This is a genomic window from Brevibacillus sp. Leaf182, assembly GCF_001423865.2.
GTDB classification, from domain to species: domain Bacteria; phylum Bacillota; class Bacilli; order Brevibacillales; family Brevibacillaceae; genus Brevibacillus; species Brevibacillus brevis_C.
This window is the reverse complement of record NZ_LMPN02000007.1, coordinates 33,423-50,787: the sequence shown is the minus strand read 5'-3', so window position 1 is coordinate 50,787 and position 17,365 is coordinate 33,423. Positions and strand designations below refer to the sequence as shown.

The window sequence follows — 17,365 nt, the reverse complement described above, 5'->3', positions numbered from 1 at the left end:
GACAATCCCGAACCGTTCGGAACTACCGTTTTTATGTCCGTGTAAAAATCTCATAGCCATCTTCCGTAATCGCGATGGTGTGTTCAAAATGAGCACAAGTTTTCCGATCCACTGTTACTACCGTCCAATTGTCCTCCAATGTGCGGACATAACGTTCGCCGGCATTTACCATTGGCTCAATTGCCAACACCATGCCTGGTTTTAACCGCGGTCCTCGATCAGGAGGTCCGTAGTTAGGAACCTGCGGATCTTCGTGCAAGTTTTGCCCGATCCCATGCCCCACATACTCGCGAACGAGTGTGAAGCCGGCAGCTTCTGCATGAACCTGAATCGCATGAGAGATATCGGATAAGCGTCCACCCGGAACAGCTTTTTCAAGCCCTTTGTACAACGACTCTTCCGTTACTCTGAGCAGCTTCTGGTTTTCTGTTGAAATCTGACCGACCGGATACGTCCAAGCGGAGTCGCCATGGTAACCCTGAAACTGGGCACCAATGTCGATACTGATAATGTCTCCTTCTTGCAACGCCCGTTTACCTGGGATCCCGTGTACGAGTTCTTCATTGACTGAAGCACAGATACTTCCTGAAAAGCCACCATAGCCTTTAAACGATGGAATTGCTCCCATGCTTCGAATAAAGGTCTCGGCAATTTCGTCTAGCTGCTTCGTCGTGACACCAGGCTTGATCGCCTTGGCCAGTTCTTGATGGGTGAGTGCGACGATACGACCAGCTTCGCGCATAACCTCAAGTTCTGCTTTCGACTTTAGGATAATCATTCGCAATTACCCTCGCAACAAAGACTTAATTTCCGCAAACACTACCTGGATATCTTGTTCTCCATCGATATCTCGCAGAAGTTCCTGTGCGGAGTAGTAGTCGATAAGTGGCTGTGTTTGAGCGATATTTACGTCAAGGCGTTGTGTTACCACTTCGATCTTGTCGTCATCACGCTGATACAGCTTACCACCATCTTTATCACATACGCCAGCCTCTTTTGGAGGATTGAACATCGTGTGATAGCTAGCACCGCAAACAGGGCAGATCCAGCGACCGGTCAGACGTTCAATCAATTGCTCGCGTTGAACGTTGATGTTAATTACATGGTCAATTTCGCGTCCCAGCTCTTTTACTGTAGCTGTCAACGCTTCCGCCTGAGGAACTGTGCGCGGAAAACCATCTAAGAGGAATCCCTTTGCGCAGTCATCCATCGAAAGGCGCTCCCGCACAATACCAATGACGACCTCGTCTGGGACGAGATGACCTTTATCCATATAGGATTTAGCCTCTAGTCCGAGCGGCGTTTCGTTTTTGACCGCAGCTCGGAACATGTCGCCAGTCGAAATGTGCGGGATGTCAAACTCTTTTACGATACGTTCTGCCTGTGTCCCTTTACCGGCTCCAGGCAGTCCCATCAGAATTATATTCACGTCCATTCCCTCCGTCCCATCAAAAAAGCTACAGAAGCTTTTCTGTAAACATCCAAGTCATTACTTGATAAACCCTTGGTAGTGGCGTTTGATCATCTGGCTTTCAATCTGCTTCATCGTATCCAAGCATACCCCAACCACGATCAACAGTGATGTACCACCGATGTAAATGGATTGCGGCAAGTTTGCAATACTACCGAAGAAGAATGGCAAAATCGCAATAAGCATCAAGAACAAAGCGCCCGCCAATGTTAACCGGTTTAAAGTACGAGTAATGAAAACCTCAGTGTTTTTACCAGGTCGGATACCAGGAATGTAACCGCCATTTTTTCTCATGTTTTCTGCCATTTGTACAGGGTTGATCTGTACGAATGTATAGAAGTAGGTGAATCCGAGAATCAAGATAGCGTAAAGCGTCATTCCTAATGGTTTGTTGACTTGGAAGTTCTGATAAATCCAGTTAGCAAATCCTTGTCCAGATGCATCCACCCAGAACTGAGCAATCGTTGACGGGAACATTACCAGCGATACCGCAAAGATAACAGGAATAACACCAGCAGAGTTGATTTTCAGCGGAATGTGGGTAGATTGACCACCGTACATTTTGCGTCCAACCACTCGTTTCGCATATTGCACTGGAATCTTACGAAGACCTTGCTGCATAAAGATAACCCCGACAATAATGGCGAGGACCACCAATAGGATAAGCAGAACTTTGACGATGCTGAAAAAGATATTTACAGATGGATCACCGAACATCGTGGAGTAGATCGTCGTAGCTGCATTAGGCAGTCCAGCAACGATCCCGGCAACGATCAGGATCGAAATCCCGTTACCGATACCCTTCTCTGTAATCTGTTCCCCCATCCACATCATGAATGCGGTCCCAGCTGTCAAAGTCAACGCAATGAGTGCATAGCTGCTAACCGACGTGTCGTTTAGCAAACCAGGCGCCATATTGTTGAATCCAATCGTCATCCCTACAGACTGAATCAAACCAAGGATAATTGTAGCGTAACGGGTAACGGTGGCAATCTTGCGACGACCAACTTCCCCTTCACGAGCCCATTGCGTAAGCTTAGGCACAACATCCATGGACATCAGCTGCATGATAATCGATGCCGTAATGTACGGCATGATACCCATGGCAAAAATCGAGAAGTTATGCAGTGCTCCACCAGAGAAGGTGTTCAACAAGCCCAATAGTTGGTTTGTATTCTGCTGAAACAACTCGACATTTACGTTAGGAACTGGCACATAGCTTCCGATACGGAAAACAACCAGCATCATGAGCGTAAAAAGGATCTTGCGACGAAGGTCGCTAATTTTAAAAATGTTAGTTAAGGACGCTAACATTAGATCACCTCGGTTGTTCCACCGACTTGAGCGATCTTCTCAGCAGCTGCTCCGGAGAACTTGTGAGCTTTTACAGTCAGCTTCACAGTCAGTTCACCGTTAGCAAGAACCTTAACACCGTCGCGCAGCGCGCTGATAACACCAGTTTCTTTCAACAGCTCAGGTGTTACTACAGTGCCCTCTTCGAAACGGTTCAGCGCGTCCAAGCTAACAATCGCAAATTCTTTGCGGCTGATGTTAGTGAAACCACGCTTAGGCAGACGACGGTACAATGGGTTTTGACCACCCTCGAATCCTGGGCGAACACCTCCGCCGGAACGAGCGTTTTGACCTTTGTGACCTTTACCAGCAGTTTTGCCAGTACCGCTACCAATACCGCGACCGATGCGCTTACGAGTGTGACGGGATCCTTCTGCAGGTTGCAGTTCATGCAATTTCATACGTTGCACCTCCTAACTAATTGAGATGTTCAATTAAGCTTCTACTTCTTTCACTTCTACCAAGTGCTTCACTTTGAAAACCATTCCACGAATTGCAGGATTGTCTTCCTTCACTACAGTGGAGTTGATTTTGCGAAGACCCAGAGCTTTTACAGTGTCTTGCTGATCTACTGTACGTCCGATCAGGCTGCGTTTGAGGGTGATTTGCAATTTTGCCATGTTCATTCCCTCCTTATTAACCCAACAACTCGTCAACAGTCTTACCGCGCAATTTCGCGACATCTTCCGCTGTTTTCAGACGGCCGAGACCTTCCAGCGTAGCGTTGACCATGTTGATAGGATTGTTGGAACCAAGAGACTTACTCAAAATATCGCCTACACCAGCCAGTTCGAGTACGGCACGAACAGGTCCACCAGCGATAACACCTGTACCAGGGGCAGCAGGCTTGATGAGAACCTTACCAGCGCCAAATTGGCACAGTACTTGGTGCGGAACAGTTGTTCCTCTCATCGGTACACGAATCAATTTTTTCTTAGCATCGTCAATCGCTTTGCGAATGGCGTCTGGAACTTCTTGAGCTTTACCCATACCAGCACCTACGTGGCCGTTACGGTCTCCCACAACAACCAAGGCGCTGAAGCTCATACGACGTCCACCTTTAACCGTTTTTGCTACACGGTTAACTGCGACTACTTTTTCTTCGAGCTCTAATTTGCTAGGGTCGATACGCATTCCTTACCCTCCTTGTTGTTAGAATTGCAGACCAGCTTCACGAGCTGCTTCTGCCAGTGCTTTAATACGTCCATGATAAATGTAACCACCGCGGTCAAAAATCACTTCTGTCGCACCTTTTTCTTGTGCACGCTTAGCGATCAGTGTGCCAACAGCTGTAGCAGCTTCCACGTTAGCGCCATTTTTCAGGCCCAGCTCTTTATCCAAAGAAGATGCAGATACCAGTGTTACGCCAGTTGCATCATCGATCAATTGAGCGTAGATATGCTTAGAAGAACGGAAAACGTTTAGACGCGGGCGAATGGTAGAACCAATCACGCGTTTGCGGATTCGCAGGTGGCGTTTTTTCCGAGCTTTGTTTTTATCAGCTTTCGTAAACATTAAGCGGCCTCCTTTCTCATGAAGCTAGAAGCTTATTTACCTTTTTTACCTTCTTTACGACGAACAACTTCATCGCTGTACTTGATACCTTTACCTTTGTATGGCTCAGGTTTACGCAGAGAACGGATTTCAGCAGCAATTTGGCCTACGCGCTCTTTGTTGATACCTTTTACCACCAAAGTGGTTTGGTTTGGTACATCGATTTCGATACCCTCTTCTGGAGTAACTTCCACTGGGTGGGAGAAACCAAGAGAGAGAGTAACACCGTTGCCAGACTTGGCAGCACGGTAACCTACACCGACCAGTTCCAGGGTACGAGTGAAGCCTTCAGATACGCCAGTTACCATGTTGGATACCAGCGCACGAGTTGTACCATGCAGGGAACGGTGAAGTTTGTTATCGCTTGGACGCTCAACGATTACTTCGTTTTCAGCGATGTTGATTTTGATATCTTCATGGAAGCTACGAACGAGTTGACCCTTAGGGCCCTTTACCGTCAGCTCAGTACCGTTCAGAGTGAGGGTAACGCCTGCAGGGACCACGATCGGTTTTCTACCGACACGAGACATGTGGTGCACCTCCTGTGCTATTTACAATCTGTTAATTACCAAATGTATGCGAGAACTTCTCCACCTACATGAGCTTGACGAGCTTGCTTGTCAGTCATTACACCAGTGGATGTAGAGATGATCGCGCAACCGAGGCCACCCAAAACCTTTGGCACTTCGTTGTTTTTCGCATATACACGAAGACCTGGTTTGGAGATACGCTTCAGACCTGTGATGACGCGCTCGTTGTTAGTACCGTACTTCAGGAATACGCGGATGATTCCTTGTTTGTTGTCTTCAACAAACTCCGCATCGCGGATGAAGCCTTCTTCTTTCAGAATGCGCGCGATTTCCTTCTTGATGGTAGACGCCGGGATTTCCACCTTCTCGTGGCGAACCATGTTGGCGTTACGGATGCGAGTCAACATATCTGCGATTGGATCAGTCATAACCATGAGAGAAAACCTCCTTCCCGTTTCAAATTACCAGCTTGCTTTTTTCACGCCTGGAATTTGACCTTTATAAGCAAGTTCACGGAAGCAAATACGGCAGAGTTTGAATTTGCGCAATACGGAGTGAGGACGTCCGCAACGCTCGCAACGAGTGTACGCGCGTACTGCAAACTTCGGCTCCCGCTGTTGCTTGATGATCATTGATTTCTTTGCCACATTCTTCCCTCCTTACGAGTGGGTTTATTTACGGAATGGCATACCCATTTGAGTCAGCAACTCACGAGCTTCCTCATCCGTTTTCGCGGAAGTAACAATAACGATGTCCATACCACGAACTTTATCAATTTTATCGTACTCGATCTCAGGGAAGATCAGTTGTTCCTTCAGACCAAGTGTATAGTTACCGCGACCGTCAAAAGCCTTGGAAGAAATTCCACGGAAGTCACGAACACGCGGGAGAGATACGTTCATCAATTTGTCGAGGAAGTGGTACATACGCTCGCCACGCAGAGTTACCTTCGCACCGATCGGCATACCTTCACGCAATTTGAAACCCGCGATGGATTTCTTAGCCTTTGTTACTACAGGCTTTTGACCAGCGATGATTTGCAGGTCTTCAATTGCAGTATCCAAGGACTTAGCGTTAGCTACCGCTTCGCCAACACCCATATTGATGATGATCTTTTCTACTTTCGGCACTTGCATGATGGAAGTGTAGTTGAACTTGCTCATCAAACCAGGCACGATTTCGCTCGTATACTTTTCTTTCAATCTTGTTGCCATCTAGGATATCCTCCTTTCCAACCTGACTACTTGTCGAGTACTTCGCCAGACTTTTTCGCGTACCGAACTTTCTTGCCGTTATCCAAAACTTTGTAACCGATGCGAGTAGCTTTTCCGGACTTCGGATCGATCAAAGATACGTTGGATACGTGAATAGCTGCTTCTTGAGTCACAATGCCACCTTGCGGGTTAGCTTGGGACGGACGGCTATGTTTCTTCACGAGGTTGATACCTTCAACCAGAACGCGTTCTTTCTTTGGATAAGCAGCGAGAACGCGACCTTTTTTGCCTTTATCTTTGCCCGCATTTACGATAACAGTGTCGCCTTTTTTAACGTGCATCGCTTGGTGCACCTCCTATCGAACAAACTGCCTGAGTTTTGCCGTTCAATTAGATAACCTCTGGAGCCAGAGAGATGATCTTCATGAAATCCTTATCGCGGAGCTCACGAGCCACAGGTCCAAAGATACGAGTACCACGTGGGGATTGATCGTCTTTGATAACTACAGCTGCATTTTCATCGAAACGGATGTAAGAACCATCGTTACGACGAACGCCGCTTACTGTGCGTACTACTACCGCTTTAACTACTTGACCTTTCTTGACAACGCCGCCGGGTGTAGCGGATTTTACGGAGCACACGATAACATCACCGATGTTCGCCGTTTTACGACCGGAACCACCCAGAACCTTGATGCACATGAGTTCCTTTGCACCGGAGTTGTCAGCAACAGCCAATCTCGTCTGAGTTTGGATCATTTACTGTTCCTCCTTTCGGAATTAATATCCGAAAATCTGACTTATACGATTACTGCCTCTTCGACGATACGTACCAAACGGAAACGCTTGTCTTTAGACAATGGACGAGTTTCCATGATTTCTACGATGTCGCCCACTTTTGCCGTGTTGTTCTCGTCGTGAGCCTTGAACTTTTTCGAGAATTTCATGCGTTTGCCGTACAAAGGATGTGTCTTGTAAGTTTCAACAAGAACAACAATGGTTTTATCCATTTTGTCGGAAACAACGCGACCTACAACTGTTCGACGCATATTGCGATCTGCGGTCATCGTTCAAACCTCCTTCCTATAATTAGCCGATTCCCAATTCTCTCTGGCGCAGGACGGTTTTCGCACGAGCAATATCCTTACGCACTTGTTTAATACGAGATGTGGTTTCGAGTTGACCCGTAGCCAGCTGGAAACGAAGGTTGAACAACTCTTCTTTCAAAGAAGTAACGTTTTGTTCGATCTCGGCAGTGGTCAAATTACGGTACTCATTAGCCTTCATGTGCGTCACCACCCACTTCTTCACGCTTCACGAACTTGCACTTGATTGGCAGTTTGTGCATAGCCAGACGCATAGCTTCGCGAGCGACTTCTTCAGGAACACCAGCAAGTTCGAACATGATCTTGCCTGGCTTCACTACCGCTACCCATTTCTCAGGAGAACCTTTACCGGAACCCATGCGGACTTCGAGCGGTTTTTGTGTTACTGGTTTATCTGGGAAAATTTTGATCCAAACTTTACCACCACGTTTGATGTAACGAGTCATCGCGATACGAGCTGCCTCGATCTGACGGTTAGTTACCCAAGATGGCTCCATTGCTTGCAATCCGTATTCACCGAACGCAACAGTAGTACCGCCTTTTGCGTTACCAGCCATTTTCCCGCGGTGTTGTTTACGGTGTTTCACGCGTTTTGGCGTCAACATGATTACTTGCCTCCTTCCTCAGTAGCGACGTTCTTTCTCGCTGGAAGGACTTCTCCACGATAGATCCACACTTTAACACCGATGCGACCATAAGTGGTATGTGCTTCAGCAGTACCGTAGTCGATGTCAGCGCGCAATGTGTGAAGTGGAACAGTACCTTCGCTGTAACCTTCAGAACGTGCGATGTCCGCGCCGCCAAGACGACCGCTTACCAAGGTTTTGATACCTTTAGCACCAGAGCGCAGCGTACGAGTGATCGATTGCTTTTGCGCACGGCGGAAAGAAATGCGGTTTTCCAATTGGCGTGCAATATTTTCAGCTACCAGAGTAGCATCCAGATCCGGACGTTTGATTTCGTTGATATTGATATGAACGCGTTTGCCAGTCAGCTCAGTCAAAGATTTGCGCAGAGTTTCAACCTCAGCTCCACCTTTACCAATTACCATACCAGGCTTAGCGGTGTGAATCGTAACGTTCACGCGATTAGCTGCGCGTTCGATTTCGATCGTGGATACAGCAGCATCTTTCAGACGCCCTTTTACATACTTACGGATTTTCAAGTCTTCGTGCAACAGAGTTGCGAAGTCCTTGTCAGCGTACCATTTGGACTCCCAGTCACGAATGACACCGATCCGAAGACCTACCGGGCTTACCTTTTGACCCACACGTAATCCCTCCTTATTTCTCGTTTAGTACCACTGTGATGTGGCTCGTGCGTTTATGGATGCGGCTAGCGCGACCCATAGCGCGCGGACGGAAACGCTTCAACGTAGGACCTTGGTCTACGAAGATTTTACCCACTACGAGGCTGTTAGGATCCATCTCATAGTTGTGCTCAGCGTTTGCAATAGCCGACTTCAGTAGTTTTTCAACAACTGGAGAAGCTGCCTTTGGCGTGTGTTTCAAGATCGCCAAAGCTTCACCTACTTGCTTGCCTCTGATCAAGTCTACCACCAGGCGGACTTTACGAGACGCGATGCGAATATTGCGTGCAACTGCTTTTGCTTCCATCTTTGTACCTCCTCTCTGTCAAGAGAAAATTAGCGCTTCTTGGACTTCTTGTCGTTGTCGACGTGACCCTTGAAGGTACGAGTTGGTGCGAATTCACCCAATTTATGACCAACCATGTCTTCCGATACGTATACTGGTACATGTTTGCGGCCATCGTAAACTGCAAACGTGTGTCCTACGAAATCAGGGAAGATGGTGGAACGGCGAGACCAAGTTTTGATCACGCGTTTCTCGTTCTTTTCATTTTGCTCGTCAACTTTTTTCATCAAGTGGTCATCCACGAAAGGACCCTTTTTTAAGCTACGTCCCATTAGTGAACCTCCCTTCGCCAAAGGCGTTCGGTTATAGTATCAGCCTACCTTACTTCTTGCGGCGGCGGATGATGTATTGGTCGGACTTGTTCTTCTTCTTACGAGTCTTGAGACCCAGGGTTGGTTTACCCCAAGGAGTAACAGGTGCTTTACGACCGATTGGCGCGCGACCTTCACCACCACCGTGTGGGTGATCGTTCGGGTTCATTACGCTACCGCGAACTGTTGGACGGATACCCAACCAGCGGGAACGTCCTGCTTTACCGATGTTCAGCAGTTCGTGATCGAGGTTACCTACTTGACCGATAGTAGCGCGGCATACGTTGTGGATGCGGCGAGTTTCACCGGAAGACAGGCGAACGATTACGAACTCACCATCACGACCAAGCAATTGAGCAGATGTACCAGCAGCGCGCACCAATTGGCCGCCTTTACCAGGTTTCAGCTCGATGTTGTGGATGGTAGTACCTACCGGGATTTTCTCCATTGGCAGTGCGTTACCGATTTTGATGTCGGCATCTGCTCCGGATACGATCTGGTCGCCCACTTTCAGGTTGTGTGGAGCGATGATGTAACGCTTTTCACCGTCTGCATAGTTGATCAGCGCGATGTTAGCGGAACGGTTTGGATCGTATTCAATGGTTGCTACGCGACCAATGATACCATCTTTGTTACGTTTGAAGTCGATAATACGGTATTTACGTTTATGACCGCCACCTTGATGACGAACGGTAATTCTACCTTGGTTGTTGCGACCAGCTTTTTTGCTGAGAGGCGCCAACAAGGATTTTTCGGGAGTCGACGTGGTGATCTCCTCGAAAGTAGAAACCGTCATTTGGCGACGACCAGGAGAAGTCGGTTTAAACTTTTTGATACCCATGTTAATACCCTCCTTTTCGGTAGTCGTCGAGGTTATACTCCCTCGTAGAAGGCCAATTCTTTGCTGTCATCAGTCAGCTTAACGATTGCTTTCTTCCACTCGGATGTGTAACCGGAGTATTTTCCGTAGCGTTTTGGTTTCGCAGGTACACGAACTGTGTTAACTGCTTCTACTTTTACGCCAAATACTTTTTCAACAGCTTGTTTGATTTCTGTTTTGTTGGCTTTGAGAGGAACTTCGAAAACGTACTTCTTCTCAGCCATCATATCAGTGGTGCGCTCGGTAATGACAGGGCGTTTAAGGACATCATGAAGGCTCTTCATTATGCGAGCACCTCCTCTACTTTCGCAACCGCTTCTTTCGTCACGATTACTTTGTCATGCGCTACCAGATCAAGAACGTTAATGCCTGCAGCATCTACGATTTTTGCACCTGGGATATTGCGGGAAGCGAGCGCTACGTTTTGGTCGTACTCGGAAGTAACGATCAGAACTTTGCGATCTACTTTCAGGCTGCTGAGTACAGCAGTCATTTCCTTAGTTTTAGGAGCTGCGAAGTTCAGAGCTTCCAATACCAGGAGTTCGTTGTTTTGTACTTTCGTGGAAAGTGCAGATTTCAGAGCCAAACGGCGAACTTTACGGTTCAGTTTGTAACCGTATTTGCGCGGAGTTGGACCGAATACAACACCGCCACCTTTCCATTGCGGAGAGCGAATGGAACCTTGGCGTGCACGACCTGTACCTTTTTGGCGCCATGGCTTGCGGCCACCACCACGTACTTCAGAACGGTTCTTTACATCATGTGTACCTTGGCGTTGGGATGCTTGTTGCATCACGATCGCATCGTACAGAACTGCGCTGTTAGGCTCGATACCAAATACGCTGTCTGCCAGATCGATTTCGCCAACTTGAGAACCGGTTTGGTTATAAAGAGCTACTTTCGGCATGTCAGTTCCTCCTTTCCTTACTAGTTCTTCTTGACTGCCGTGGATACCAGTACGCAGCTGTTTTTCGGACCAGGCACGGAGCCTTTTACGAGAACCAGATTGCGTTCTGCATCTACTTTAATTACTTCCAGGTTTTGAATAGTAACGTTGTCGCCACCCATTTGACCTGGCAGTGTTTGACCTTTAAATACGCGGTTCGGAGCTACAGCACCCATGGAACCTGGACCGCGATGGTAACGCGAACCGTGAGCCATAGGACCGCGGGATTGATTGTGACGTTTGATCGCACCTTGGAAACCTTTACCCTTGGATACGCCAGCTACGTCAACCATTTCTCCCTCGGCAAAAATGTCAGCCTTCAACTCTTGACCAACCTCGTAATCAGCGAGGTTAACTCCGCGAATTTCGCGAACGAAGCGCTTAGGAGCAGTATTAGCTTTTGCTGCATGTCCTTTTTCCGGCTTGTTAGCGCGCTGTTCTTTTTTGTCTTCGAAGCCGATTTGAATCGCTTCATAACCGTCAGTCGCAACGTCTTTCTTCTGAAGAACAACGTTGGAACCAACCTCGATGACCGTTACAGCAGTCGCTGTTCCGTTTGGACCAAAAACTTGAGTCATGCCAAGTTTTTTCCCTAAGATTCCTTTGGTCATTTGTGCCACCTCCTGTGCTTATTTCAGTAAAACGTTTTTATGTTGTATCAAGTCCCCACCGATGCGCAGGGGTGCCATTTTAAGGGTTTGTTGCTTGGTGTAACACGCTTATCAAGACAACGTCTGCGCGTGTATCGCTTTTTGGGACCTTACAGTTTAATCTCAATATCCACACCAGATGGCAGATCCAGACGCATCAAAGCATCTACTGTTTGTGGTGTTGGGTTCAAGATGTCGATCAAACGTTTGTGTGTACGCATCTCGAATTGCTCACGAGAATCTTTGTACTTATGAACCGCACGCAGGATCGTGTAAACTGCTTTCTCCGTAGGGAGTGGAATTGGACCGGATACGTTAGCACCGGAACGCTTCGCAGTGTCCACAATTTTTTCTGCGGACTGATCCAGGATTTTGTGATCATACGCCTTCAAACGAATACGAATCTTTTGCTTTGCCATTGAAGTCCCTCCTTTTTCGCCCATTTTTTAAACAGACATTTCTCCGTGGAAATATCCTGCACCCCGGTCATGGCAAAGGGGCCGGGTGTGTCAGCAACCTCCCACATCATCGCAAGTCCATGACCAACATTCAATATTGTACTAAAAAGATTTGGGCAACGCAAGTTTTTTCTTGGGTTTCCGTATATTTTTTTGTACATAGTGTGCCTACTGAATGGCTCACCTTGAACATATTACAGATTTCAGGGAAGAAAGGCAAGCGGGATTACCTACCAACTCTCCAACTCATCTTTCTATAATAGAAGGAAGACGTTATACTTATGGTTGTAATCGTTATGAAATGGAGGGTTTCCTCAATGTCTGATGTAAATCAAACCCCTTATGAAATCATTGGCGGTGCAGATACTTTGTCCCGTCTTGTCGATACCTTTTACGATCTGGTAAAGCAGCATCCCGACATTACCGAGCTCTTCCCTGAAGATTTAACCCACGTGAAAGAACGTCAATATCAGTTTTTAACACAGTTTCTCGGTGGCCCAAGCCTGTATTCGGACGCCCATGGTCATCCGATGTTGAGAGCACGACACATGCCGTTCCCTATTGGACCTATACAGGCAGAGGCTTGGCTCTCTTGTATGGATAAAGCCATGGACCTGACTGGCCTGGAAGGCGAAATTCGCAAGCAAATCTTTGATCGCTTGCGATTAACTGCTCACCATATGGTCAATAAGTGGGATCAATAAGAAAAAGCGTAGGACAATTACTGTCCTACGCTTTTGTTGTTAAATCAGAGGTTGCTGCCGCACGTGTAGCTTTCGGTCTCACCAAGCTACGAGATCCCAAATATACACCACCTACGATCATACACAGTGCTAGTAAGTGTACAAGTTGAAGGCTTTCTCCCAGGAATATCGCCGCAAATACCAAACTGGCCATCGGCATTCCATTTAGGAAAACGGCTGTTCGACTTGCTCCGAGCTGACGTATCCCATAATTCCAGCCTATCGAACCAAGTGCAGTTGATAGCGCACCTGAAGCAAAAATCACAAGCCACTGGAAGGAAGAAACGTCCAAAGATAGATAATAGGAAGCTGGTTGAACAGTCAATGCGACTCCCCACAAGAAGATGACCCCAAACATTTGCGATAAAGCCGTAATTAAGAGTACCGGTACACCTCTTACGACCAACTTCCGAATGAGTAAGCCACCCGTTACATACATGAGCATGGAGAAAAACATAATAGCATCTCCCCAGCCATTCATATGAAGTCCGCCGTGTTGAGAGATGACAACAATCAACACTCCTGCAAAACCCATTCCAATGCCAAGCGCTTTTTTCAACGACATGCCTTCCCCTAAGAAAAGCATTGCCAAGAGCGCCGTTGCCAACGGATTTAATCCAAGAATAAGCGATGCATTCCCTGCCGTCGTGTATTGAACACCGGCTGCAAGCGTTATTTGATGAAGTGCGATAGAACTAGCACCGACTCCAGCCAACAAGAACCAATCTGTTTTGCTAAAACGCAAACTCTTTCGGTATATGAAGATGAGTGGCGATAAACAGATTCCACCAACAGTCATGCGTATAGCCGCGACATATAATGGAGGAAACGTTGTTAAATACTTGACCATGACGACGTTCAAGCCCCACAGCGTGACAACACCCGCAAGCATAAGAAACAATAATCGCTCATTATTTTTCATCTCTAATATCCCCCATCCAATCCTGATGGTATTGTAGCATATTGCTACAAGAGGCAAATTGAATGATTTTGATGGGAGTTATTTAAAAGTTCGATAATTGCACATAAAAAAACCCGACAACCAAAGTTGTCGGGTTTTTTGTATCCGTATATCTTACGCGTCGATAGAAGCTACAACGCCAGCGCCTACTGTACGGCCACCTTCGCGGATCGCGAAGCGAGTACCTTGTTCCATCGCTACTGGAGCGATCAGTTCTACAGTGAACTCAGTGTTGTCGCCAGGCATGATCATTTCAACGCCTTCTGGCAGTTGGATGATACCTGTTACGTCAGTTGTACGGAAGTAGAATTGTGGACGGTAGTTAGCAAAGAAAGGAGTGTGACGTCCGCCCTCTTCTTTGGACAGAACGTAAACTTCTGCTTTGAACTTAGTGTAAGGCTTAACGGAACCTGGTTTCGCCAAGCATTGTCCACGCTCGATGTCGTTACGGTCTACACCGCGCAGCAGAGCACCGATGTTGTCACCAGCTTGAGCTTGATCCAGCAATTTGCGGAACATCTCAACACCAGTTACAGTTGTGTTTTTAGTTTCTTCAGCCAGACCAATGATTTCTACTTGGTCACCGACTTTAACAATACCGCGCTCTACACGACCAGTAGCAACAGTACCACGACCAGTGATCGTGAACACGTCCTCTACAGGCATCAGGAACGGCTTGTCAGTTGCACGCTCAGGAGTTGGGATGTAGCTGTCAACAGCTTCCATCAGTTCGCCAATTTTCTTAGCCCACTCGCCAGTTGGGTTATCCAAAGCTTCTTTAGCAGAACCTTTGATTACTGGAGTGTCGTCACCTGGGAACTCATATTGAGACAACAGGTCACGGATTTCCATTTCAACCAGTTCCAACAACTCTTCATCGTCTACCATGTCGCATTTGTTCATGAATACTACGATGTAAGGTACGCCTACTTGTTTGGAGAGCAGGATGTGCTCGCGAGTTTGTGGCATAGGGCCATCAGCTGCGGATACAACCAGGATTGCGCCGTCCATTTGAGCAGCACCAGTAATCATGTTTTTCACATAGTCCGCGTGACCAGGGCAGTCAACGTGAGCATAGTGACGGTTTTCAGTTTCATACTCAACGTGAGCAGTGTTGATAGTGATACCGCGCTCTTTTTCTTCTGGAGCAGCGTCGATAGAAGCATAGTTCATTGCTTGTGCTTGACCTGTTTGTGCCAAAACAGTTGTGATAGCAGCAGTCAGGGTAGTTTTACCGTGGTCAACGTGACCGATGGTACCAATGTTAACGTGCGGTTTATTACGCTCAAATTTCGCTTTTGCCATGAGAGAAAAGCCTCCTTATAGATAAGGGTTTTATGGTTTGAAGAAAGGTTTACCTTACGAATGGTTGTCCCTTCAATATTGTAAACCTTTCTGATTGCAAGATAAAGCTGTAACCTGTAATTATTCGCCTTTAGATTTCTTGATGATCTCTTCAGCGATAAATTTAGGTACTTCTTCGTAGTGGTCGATCACCATGGAGTAAACGCCACGGCCTTGGGTACGGGAACGAAGAATTGTGGAGTAACCAAACATCTCGGACAGTGGTACCATTGCACGGATTACTTGTGCATTTGCACGAGCTTCCATACCTTCGATACGACCGCGGCGGGAGTTCAGGTCGCCCATAACGTCGCCCATGTACTCTTCTGGCATTGTAACTTCTACTTTCATGATTGGCTCGAGCAGTACAGCGCCACATTTTTTCGCAGCTTCTTTCAGAGCGAGAGAACCTGCTACTTTAAATGCCATCTCGTTGGAGTCAACATCATGGTAGCTACCGTCTACGATAGTAGCTTTGATATCAACCAGCGGGAAGCCAGCGATAACACCATTTTTCATAGACTCTTCGATACCCGCTTGAACAGCAGGGATGTATTCGCGTGGTACTACACCACCAACGATTTTGTTTTCGAATTGGAAGCCTTGACCCGGCTCGAGAGGAGCGAATTCCACCCAAACGTGACCGTATTGACCACGACCACCGGACTGACGAACGAATTTACCTTCCACTTTGGCTGTGTTACGGAATGTTTCACGGTAAGCAACCTGTGGAGCACCAACGTTCGACTCAACTTTAAATTCGCGTTTCAGACGGTCTACGATAATCTCCAGGTGAAGCTCACCCATACCGGAGATGATTGTTTGACCAGTCTCTTCATCTGTGCGAGTTCTGAACGTTGGATCCTCTTCAGCCAGCTTGGACAGGCCGATACCCATCTTGTCTTGGTCTGCTTTGGATTTTGGTTCAATCGCAACAGAAATAACTGGCTCTGGGAAGTCCATAGACTCAAGGATTACAGGAGCCTTTTCATCACACAGAGTATCACCAGTTGTTGTATCTTTCAAACCTACAGCTGCAGCAATGTCACCGGAGTAAACCGTTGTGATCTCTTCACGGTGGTTTGCGTGCATTTGCAGGATACGACCAACGCGCTCACGTTTACCCTTGGTAGAGTTGAGAACGTAAGAACCGGAGTTCAGTACACCGGAGTATACGCGGAAGAAAGTCAAACGACCAACATACGGGTCAGTCATGATCTTGAACGCAAGAGCAGAGAACGGACCGTTGTCGTCAGCTGGACGATCAACTTCTTCTTCAGTATCTGGCAATGTACCTTTAATTGCAGGGATATCTACCGGAGACGGCAGGTAAGCAACTACGTTGTCCAGCATAGGCTGAACACCTTTGTTCTTGTAAGAAGAACCGCACATTACCGGCGTCAGTTTGCACTCGATAGTACCCTTACGCAGAGCAGCACGAATTTCGTCGTTGGTCAGCTCTTCGCCTTCCAAGTACTTCATCATGAGCTCTTCGTCTTGTTCAGCTGCTGCTTCAACCATAGCCATGCGAAGTTCTTCGCAACGTGCCAGAATGTCAGCAGGAATTTCAGCGGAGTCAGAAGTTTTACCCAAGTCATCAGTATATACGATTGCCTTCATTTCAATCAGGTCAACCATACCTTTGAATTGATCTTCTGCACCAATTGGATATTGGATAGCTACTGGATTTGCACCGAGGCGAGATTTGATCTGACCCAAGCACATATCAAAGTTAGCACCCATGATATCCATTTTGTTGATGTAGCACATGCGCGGTACGCCATAGCGGTCAGCTTGGCGCCATACTGTTTCGGTTTGCGGCTCAACGCCACCTTTTGCGTCAAAAACGGTTACAGCACCGTCAAGAACGCGCAGGGAGCGCTCAACTTCTACAGTGAAGTCTACGTGACCTGGTGTATCAATGATGTTGATACGATGACCAGCCCATTGAGCAGTAGTAGCAGCCGAAGTAATGGTAATACCGCGCTCTTGCTCTTGTTCCATCCAGTCCATGGTAGCTGCACCTTCGTGCACCTCACCAATTTTATGAACACGACCAGTGTAGAACAGAATACGCTCAGTAGTCGTCGTCTTACCAGCATCGATGTGAGCCATGATACCGATATTACGCGTATTCGGCAAAGAGAACTCGCGAGCCATTAGGTATGCTCCTTCCATACTCGAGTTTG

28 protein-coding genes are annotated in these 17,365 nt (G+C 47.3%); 1 reads left to right on the top strand and 27 read right to left on the bottom strand.

Going from position 1 to position 17,365, the window contains the following annotated elements:
* Positions 1-31: 31 nt before the first annotated feature.
* The 24 genes from map to rpsJ all read right to left on the bottom strand — a co-directional run bounded on the left by map (position 32) and on the right by rpsJ (position 12,089).
* Entirely contained in the window at positions 32-778 is a 747-nt protein-coding gene (gene map, locus ASG16_RS00355; protein ID WP_048035663.1) for a type I methionyl aminopeptidase, read from the bottom strand.
* 6 nt (positions 779-784) lie between these two features.
* Positions 785-1,429: an adenylate kinase gene (locus tag ASG16_RS00350; protein WP_048035662.1), complete on the bottom strand. Its 645-nt coding sequence runs from the start codon at positions 1,427-1,429 to the stop codon at positions 785-787.
* 60 nt (positions 1,430-1,489) lie between these two features.
* Positions 1,490-2,785: a preprotein translocase subunit SecY gene (gene secY, locus ASG16_RS00345; protein ID WP_056493521.1), complete on the bottom strand. Its 1,296-nt coding sequence runs from the start codon at positions 2,783-2,785 to the stop codon at positions 1,490-1,492.
* On the bottom strand, positions 2,785-3,225 hold the full coding sequence (gene rplO, locus ASG16_RS00340) for a 50S ribosomal protein L15 (RefSeq protein ID WP_007716272.1): 441 nt from the start codon (positions 3,223-3,225) through the stop codon (positions 2,785-2,787). Before rplO ends, secY begins: the two co-directional genes overlap by 1 nt.
* 33 nt (positions 3,226-3,258) lie before the next feature.
* Entirely contained in the window at positions 3,259-3,444 is a 186-nt protein-coding gene (gene rpmD / locus ASG16_RS00335; RefSeq protein ID WP_012683995.1) for a 50S ribosomal protein L30, read from the bottom strand.
* Positions 3,445-3,460: 16 nt separating this feature from the next.
* The gene (gene rpsE, locus ASG16_RS00330; RefSeq protein WP_007716268.1) at positions 3,461-3,958 is read right to left on the bottom strand and encodes a 30S ribosomal protein S5; all 498 of its coding nucleotides are present in this window, start codon (positions 3,956-3,958) and stop codon (positions 3,461-3,463) included.
* Between the two features lie 18 nt (positions 3,959-3,976).
* On the bottom strand, positions 3,977-4,339 hold the full coding sequence (rplR, locus tag ASG16_RS00325) for a 50S ribosomal protein L18 (RefSeq protein WP_047074697.1): 363 nt from the start codon (positions 4,337-4,339) through the stop codon (positions 3,977-3,979).
* 32 nt (positions 4,340-4,371) lie between these two features.
* A complete protein-coding gene (gene rplF, locus ASG16_RS00320; protein ID WP_048035660.1) occupies positions 4,372-4,908 on the bottom strand; it encodes a 50S ribosomal protein L6 in 537 nt (178 codons plus the stop codon).
* 35 nt (positions 4,909-4,943) lie between these two features.
* The gene (gene rpsH, locus ASG16_RS00315; protein WP_048035659.1) at positions 4,944-5,342 is read right to left on the bottom strand and encodes a 30S ribosomal protein S8; all 399 of its coding nucleotides are present in this window, start codon (positions 5,340-5,342) and stop codon (positions 4,944-4,946) included.
* 27 nt (positions 5,343-5,369) lie between these two features.
* The gene (locus tag ASG16_RS00310; protein ID WP_007716256.1) at positions 5,370-5,555 is read right to left on the bottom strand and encodes a type Z 30S ribosomal protein S14; all 186 of its coding nucleotides are present in this window, start codon (positions 5,553-5,555) and stop codon (positions 5,370-5,372) included.
* 24 nt (positions 5,556-5,579) lie between these two features.
* Positions 5,580-6,122, bottom strand: a complete 543-nt coding sequence (gene rplE / locus ASG16_RS00305; protein WP_007716254.1) for a 50S ribosomal protein L5 — start codon at positions 6,120-6,122, stop codon at positions 5,580-5,582.
* A gap of 26 nt (positions 6,123-6,148) precedes the next feature.
* Entirely contained in the window at positions 6,149-6,463 is a 315-nt protein-coding gene (rplX, locus tag ASG16_RS00300; protein ID WP_007716253.1) for a 50S ribosomal protein L24, read from the bottom strand.
* Positions 6,464-6,512: 49 nt separating this feature from the next.
* Positions 6,513-6,881 (bottom strand): 50S ribosomal protein L14, encoded by a 369-nt coding sequence (rplN, locus tag ASG16_RS00295; RefSeq protein ID WP_012683990.1) that lies wholly within the window; start codon positions 6,879-6,881, stop codon positions 6,513-6,515.
* 41 nt (positions 6,882-6,922) lie between these two features.
* Positions 6,923-7,189, bottom strand: a complete 267-nt coding sequence (gene rpsQ / locus ASG16_RS00290; protein WP_012683989.1) for a 30S ribosomal protein S17 — start codon at positions 7,187-7,189, stop codon at positions 6,923-6,925.
* Positions 7,190-7,211: 22 nt separating this feature from the next.
* Complete coding sequence (gene rpmC / locus ASG16_RS00285) at positions 7,212-7,409, bottom strand: 50S ribosomal protein L29 (RefSeq protein WP_012683988.1); 198 nt, start codon at positions 7,407-7,409, stop codon at positions 7,212-7,214.
* Positions 7,399-7,833 (bottom strand): 50S ribosomal protein L16, encoded by a 435-nt coding sequence (rplP, locus tag ASG16_RS00280; RefSeq protein WP_007716249.1) that lies wholly within the window; start codon positions 7,831-7,833, stop codon positions 7,399-7,401. Before rplP ends, rpmC begins: the two co-directional genes overlap by 11 nt.
* Positions 7,834-7,835: 2 nt before the next feature.
* On the bottom strand, positions 7,836-8,498 hold the full coding sequence (gene rpsC, locus ASG16_RS00275; RefSeq protein ID WP_048035658.1) for a 30S ribosomal protein S3: 663 nt from the start codon (positions 8,496-8,498) through the stop codon (positions 7,836-7,838).
* A gap of 13 nt (positions 8,499-8,511) precedes the next feature.
* Entirely contained in the window at positions 8,512-8,844 is a 333-nt protein-coding gene (rplV, locus tag ASG16_RS00270) for a 50S ribosomal protein L22 (protein ID WP_047074707.1), read from the bottom strand.
* A gap of 29 nt (positions 8,845-8,873) precedes the next feature.
* Positions 8,874-9,155 (bottom strand): 30S ribosomal protein S19, encoded by a 282-nt coding sequence (gene rpsS / locus ASG16_RS00265; protein WP_007716246.1) that lies wholly within the window; start codon positions 9,153-9,155, stop codon positions 8,874-8,876.
* 49 nt (positions 9,156-9,204) lie between these two features.
* Entirely contained in the window at positions 9,205-10,035 is an 831-nt protein-coding gene (gene rplB / locus ASG16_RS00260; protein WP_012683985.1) for a 50S ribosomal protein L2, read from the bottom strand.
* A gap of 32 nt (positions 10,036-10,067) precedes the next feature.
* Positions 10,068-10,358, bottom strand: a complete 291-nt coding sequence (rplW, locus tag ASG16_RS00255; protein WP_007716243.1) for a 50S ribosomal protein L23 — start codon at positions 10,356-10,358, stop codon at positions 10,068-10,070.
* Positions 10,358-10,981 (bottom strand): 50S ribosomal protein L4, encoded by a 624-nt coding sequence (gene rplD / locus ASG16_RS00250; RefSeq protein WP_016742844.1) that lies wholly within the window; start codon positions 10,979-10,981, stop codon positions 10,358-10,360. The genes rplW and rplD overlap by 1 nt, the downstream gene beginning before the upstream one ends.
* Before the next feature lie 20 nt (positions 10,982-11,001).
* Positions 11,002-11,631, bottom strand: a complete 630-nt coding sequence (gene rplC, locus ASG16_RS00245) for a 50S ribosomal protein L3 (protein ID WP_056493518.1) — start codon at positions 11,629-11,631, stop codon at positions 11,002-11,004.
* Positions 11,632-11,780: 149 nt separating this feature from the next.
* Complete coding sequence (gene rpsJ, locus ASG16_RS00240) at positions 11,781-12,089, bottom strand: 30S ribosomal protein S10 (protein WP_005828858.1); 309 nt, start codon at positions 12,087-12,089, stop codon at positions 11,781-11,783.
* 356 nt (positions 12,090-12,445) lie between these two features.
* Between rpsJ and ASG16_RS00230 the strand changes: the two genes are divergently transcribed.
* Positions 12,446-12,832, top strand: coding sequence for a globin domain-containing protein (locus ASG16_RS00230; RefSeq protein ID WP_056493514.1), 387 nt, complete (start codon positions 12,446-12,448; stop codon positions 12,830-12,832).
* A 25-nt stretch (positions 12,833-12,857) separates the two neighbouring features.
* Here the strand turns inward: ASG16_RS00230 and ASG16_RS00225 are convergent, their stop codons facing one another.
* From ASG16_RS00225 to fusA, 3 genes are all read right to left on the bottom strand, one after another.
* On the bottom strand, positions 12,858-13,793 hold the full coding sequence (locus ASG16_RS00225) for a DMT family transporter (protein ID WP_056493511.1): 936 nt from the start codon (positions 13,791-13,793) through the stop codon (positions 12,858-12,860).
* Between the two features lie 153 nt (positions 13,794-13,946).
* Positions 13,947-15,137, bottom strand: a complete 1,191-nt coding sequence (gene tuf, locus ASG16_RS00220) for an elongation factor Tu (RefSeq protein ID WP_012683980.1) — start codon at positions 15,135-15,137, stop codon at positions 13,947-13,949.
* 120 nt (positions 15,138-15,257) lie between these two features.
* Positions 15,258-17,336 carry an elongation factor G gene (gene fusA, locus ASG16_RS00215; protein WP_048035653.1) on the bottom strand — a complete coding sequence of 693 codons (2,079 nt, stop codon included), beginning with the start codon at positions 17,334-17,336 and terminating at the stop codon, positions 15,258-15,260.
* Between the last annotated feature and the right edge of the window lie 29 nt (positions 17,337-17,365).

Excerpts from the sequence above, each read along its gene's own strand:
- map (WP_048035663.1), bottom strand. The coding sequence starts at position 778 with ATGATTATCCTAAAGTCGAAAGCAGAACTTGAGGTTATGCGCGAAGCT.
- secY (WP_056493521.1), bottom strand. The coding sequence starts at position 2,785 with ATGTTAGCGTCCTTAACTAACATTTTTAAAATTAGCGACCTTCGTCGC.
- rplO (WP_007716272.1), bottom strand. The coding sequence starts at position 3,225 with ATGAAATTGCATGAACTGCAACCTGCAGAAGGATCCCGTCACACTCGT.
- rpmD (WP_012683995.1), bottom strand. The coding sequence starts at position 3,444 with ATGGCAAAATTGCAAATCACCCTCAAACGCAGCCTGATCGGACGTACA.
- rpsE (WP_007716268.1), bottom strand. The coding sequence starts at position 3,958 with ATGCGTATCGACCCTAGCAAATTAGAGCTCGAAGAAAAAGTAGTCGCA.
- rplR (WP_047074697.1), bottom strand. The coding sequence starts at position 4,339 with ATGTTTACGAAAGCTGATAAAAACAAAGCTCGGAAAAAACGCCACCTG.
- rplF (WP_048035660.1), bottom strand. The coding sequence starts at position 4,908 with ATGTCTCGTGTCGGTAGAAAACCGATCGTGGTCCCTGCAGGCGTTACC.
- rpsH (WP_048035659.1), bottom strand. The coding sequence starts at position 5,342 with ATGGTTATGACTGATCCAATCGCAGATATGTTGACTCGCATCCGTAAC.
- rplE (WP_007716254.1), bottom strand. The coding sequence starts at position 6,122 with ATGGCAACAAGATTGAAAGAAAAGTATACGAGCGAAATCGTGCCTGGT.
- rplX (WP_007716253.1), bottom strand. The coding sequence starts at position 6,463 with ATGCACGTTAAAAAAGGCGACACTGTTATCGTAAATGCGGGCAAAGAT.
- rplN (WP_012683990.1), bottom strand. The coding sequence starts at position 6,881 with ATGATCCAAACTCAGACGAGATTGGCTGTTGCTGACAACTCCGGTGCA.
- rpsQ (WP_012683989.1), bottom strand. The coding sequence starts at position 7,189 with ATGACCGCAGATCGCAATATGCGTCGAACAGTTGTAGGTCGCGTTGTT.
- rpmC (WP_012683988.1), bottom strand. The coding sequence starts at position 7,409 with ATGAAGGCTAATGAGTACCGTAATTTGACCACTGCCGAGATCGAACAA.
- rplP (WP_007716249.1), bottom strand. The coding sequence starts at position 7,833 with ATGTTGACGCCAAAACGCGTGAAACACCGTAAACAACACCGCGGGAAA.
- rplV (WP_047074707.1), bottom strand. The coding sequence starts at position 8,844 with ATGGAAGCAAAAGCAGTTGCACGCAATATTCGCATCGCGTCTCGTAAA.
- rpsS (WP_007716246.1), bottom strand. The coding sequence starts at position 9,155 with ATGGGACGTAGCTTAAAAAAGGGTCCTTTCGTGGATGACCACTTGATG.
- rplB (WP_012683985.1), bottom strand. The coding sequence starts at position 10,035 with ATGGGTATCAAAAAGTTTAAACCGACTTCTCCTGGTCGTCGCCAAATG.
- rplW (WP_007716243.1), bottom strand. The coding sequence starts at position 10,358 with ATGAAGAGCCTTCATGATGTCCTTAAACGCCCTGTCATTACCGAGCGC.
- rplD (WP_016742844.1), bottom strand. The coding sequence starts at position 10,981 with ATGCCGAAAGTAGCTCTTTATAACCAAACCGGTTCTCAAGTTGGCGAA.
- rplC (WP_056493518.1), bottom strand. The coding sequence starts at position 11,631 with ATGACCAAAGGAATCTTAGGGAAAAAACTTGGCATGACTCAAGTTTTT.
- rpsJ (WP_005828858.1), bottom strand. The coding sequence starts at position 12,089 with ATGGCAAAGCAAAAGATTCGTATTCGTTTGAAGGCGTATGATCACAAA.
- ASG16_RS00230 (WP_056493514.1), top strand. The coding sequence starts at position 12,446 with ATGTCTGATGTAAATCAAACCCCTTATGAAATCATTGGCGGTGCAGAT.
- ASG16_RS00225 (WP_056493511.1), bottom strand. The coding sequence starts at position 13,793 with ATGAAAAATAATGAGCGATTATTGTTTCTTATGCTTGCGGGTGTTGTC.
- tuf (WP_012683980.1), bottom strand. The coding sequence starts at position 15,137 with ATGGCAAAAGCGAAATTTGAGCGTAATAAACCGCACGTTAACATTGGT.
- fusA (WP_048035653.1), bottom strand. The coding sequence starts at position 17,336 with ATGGCTCGCGAGTTCTCTTTGCCGAATACGCGTAATATCGGTATCATG.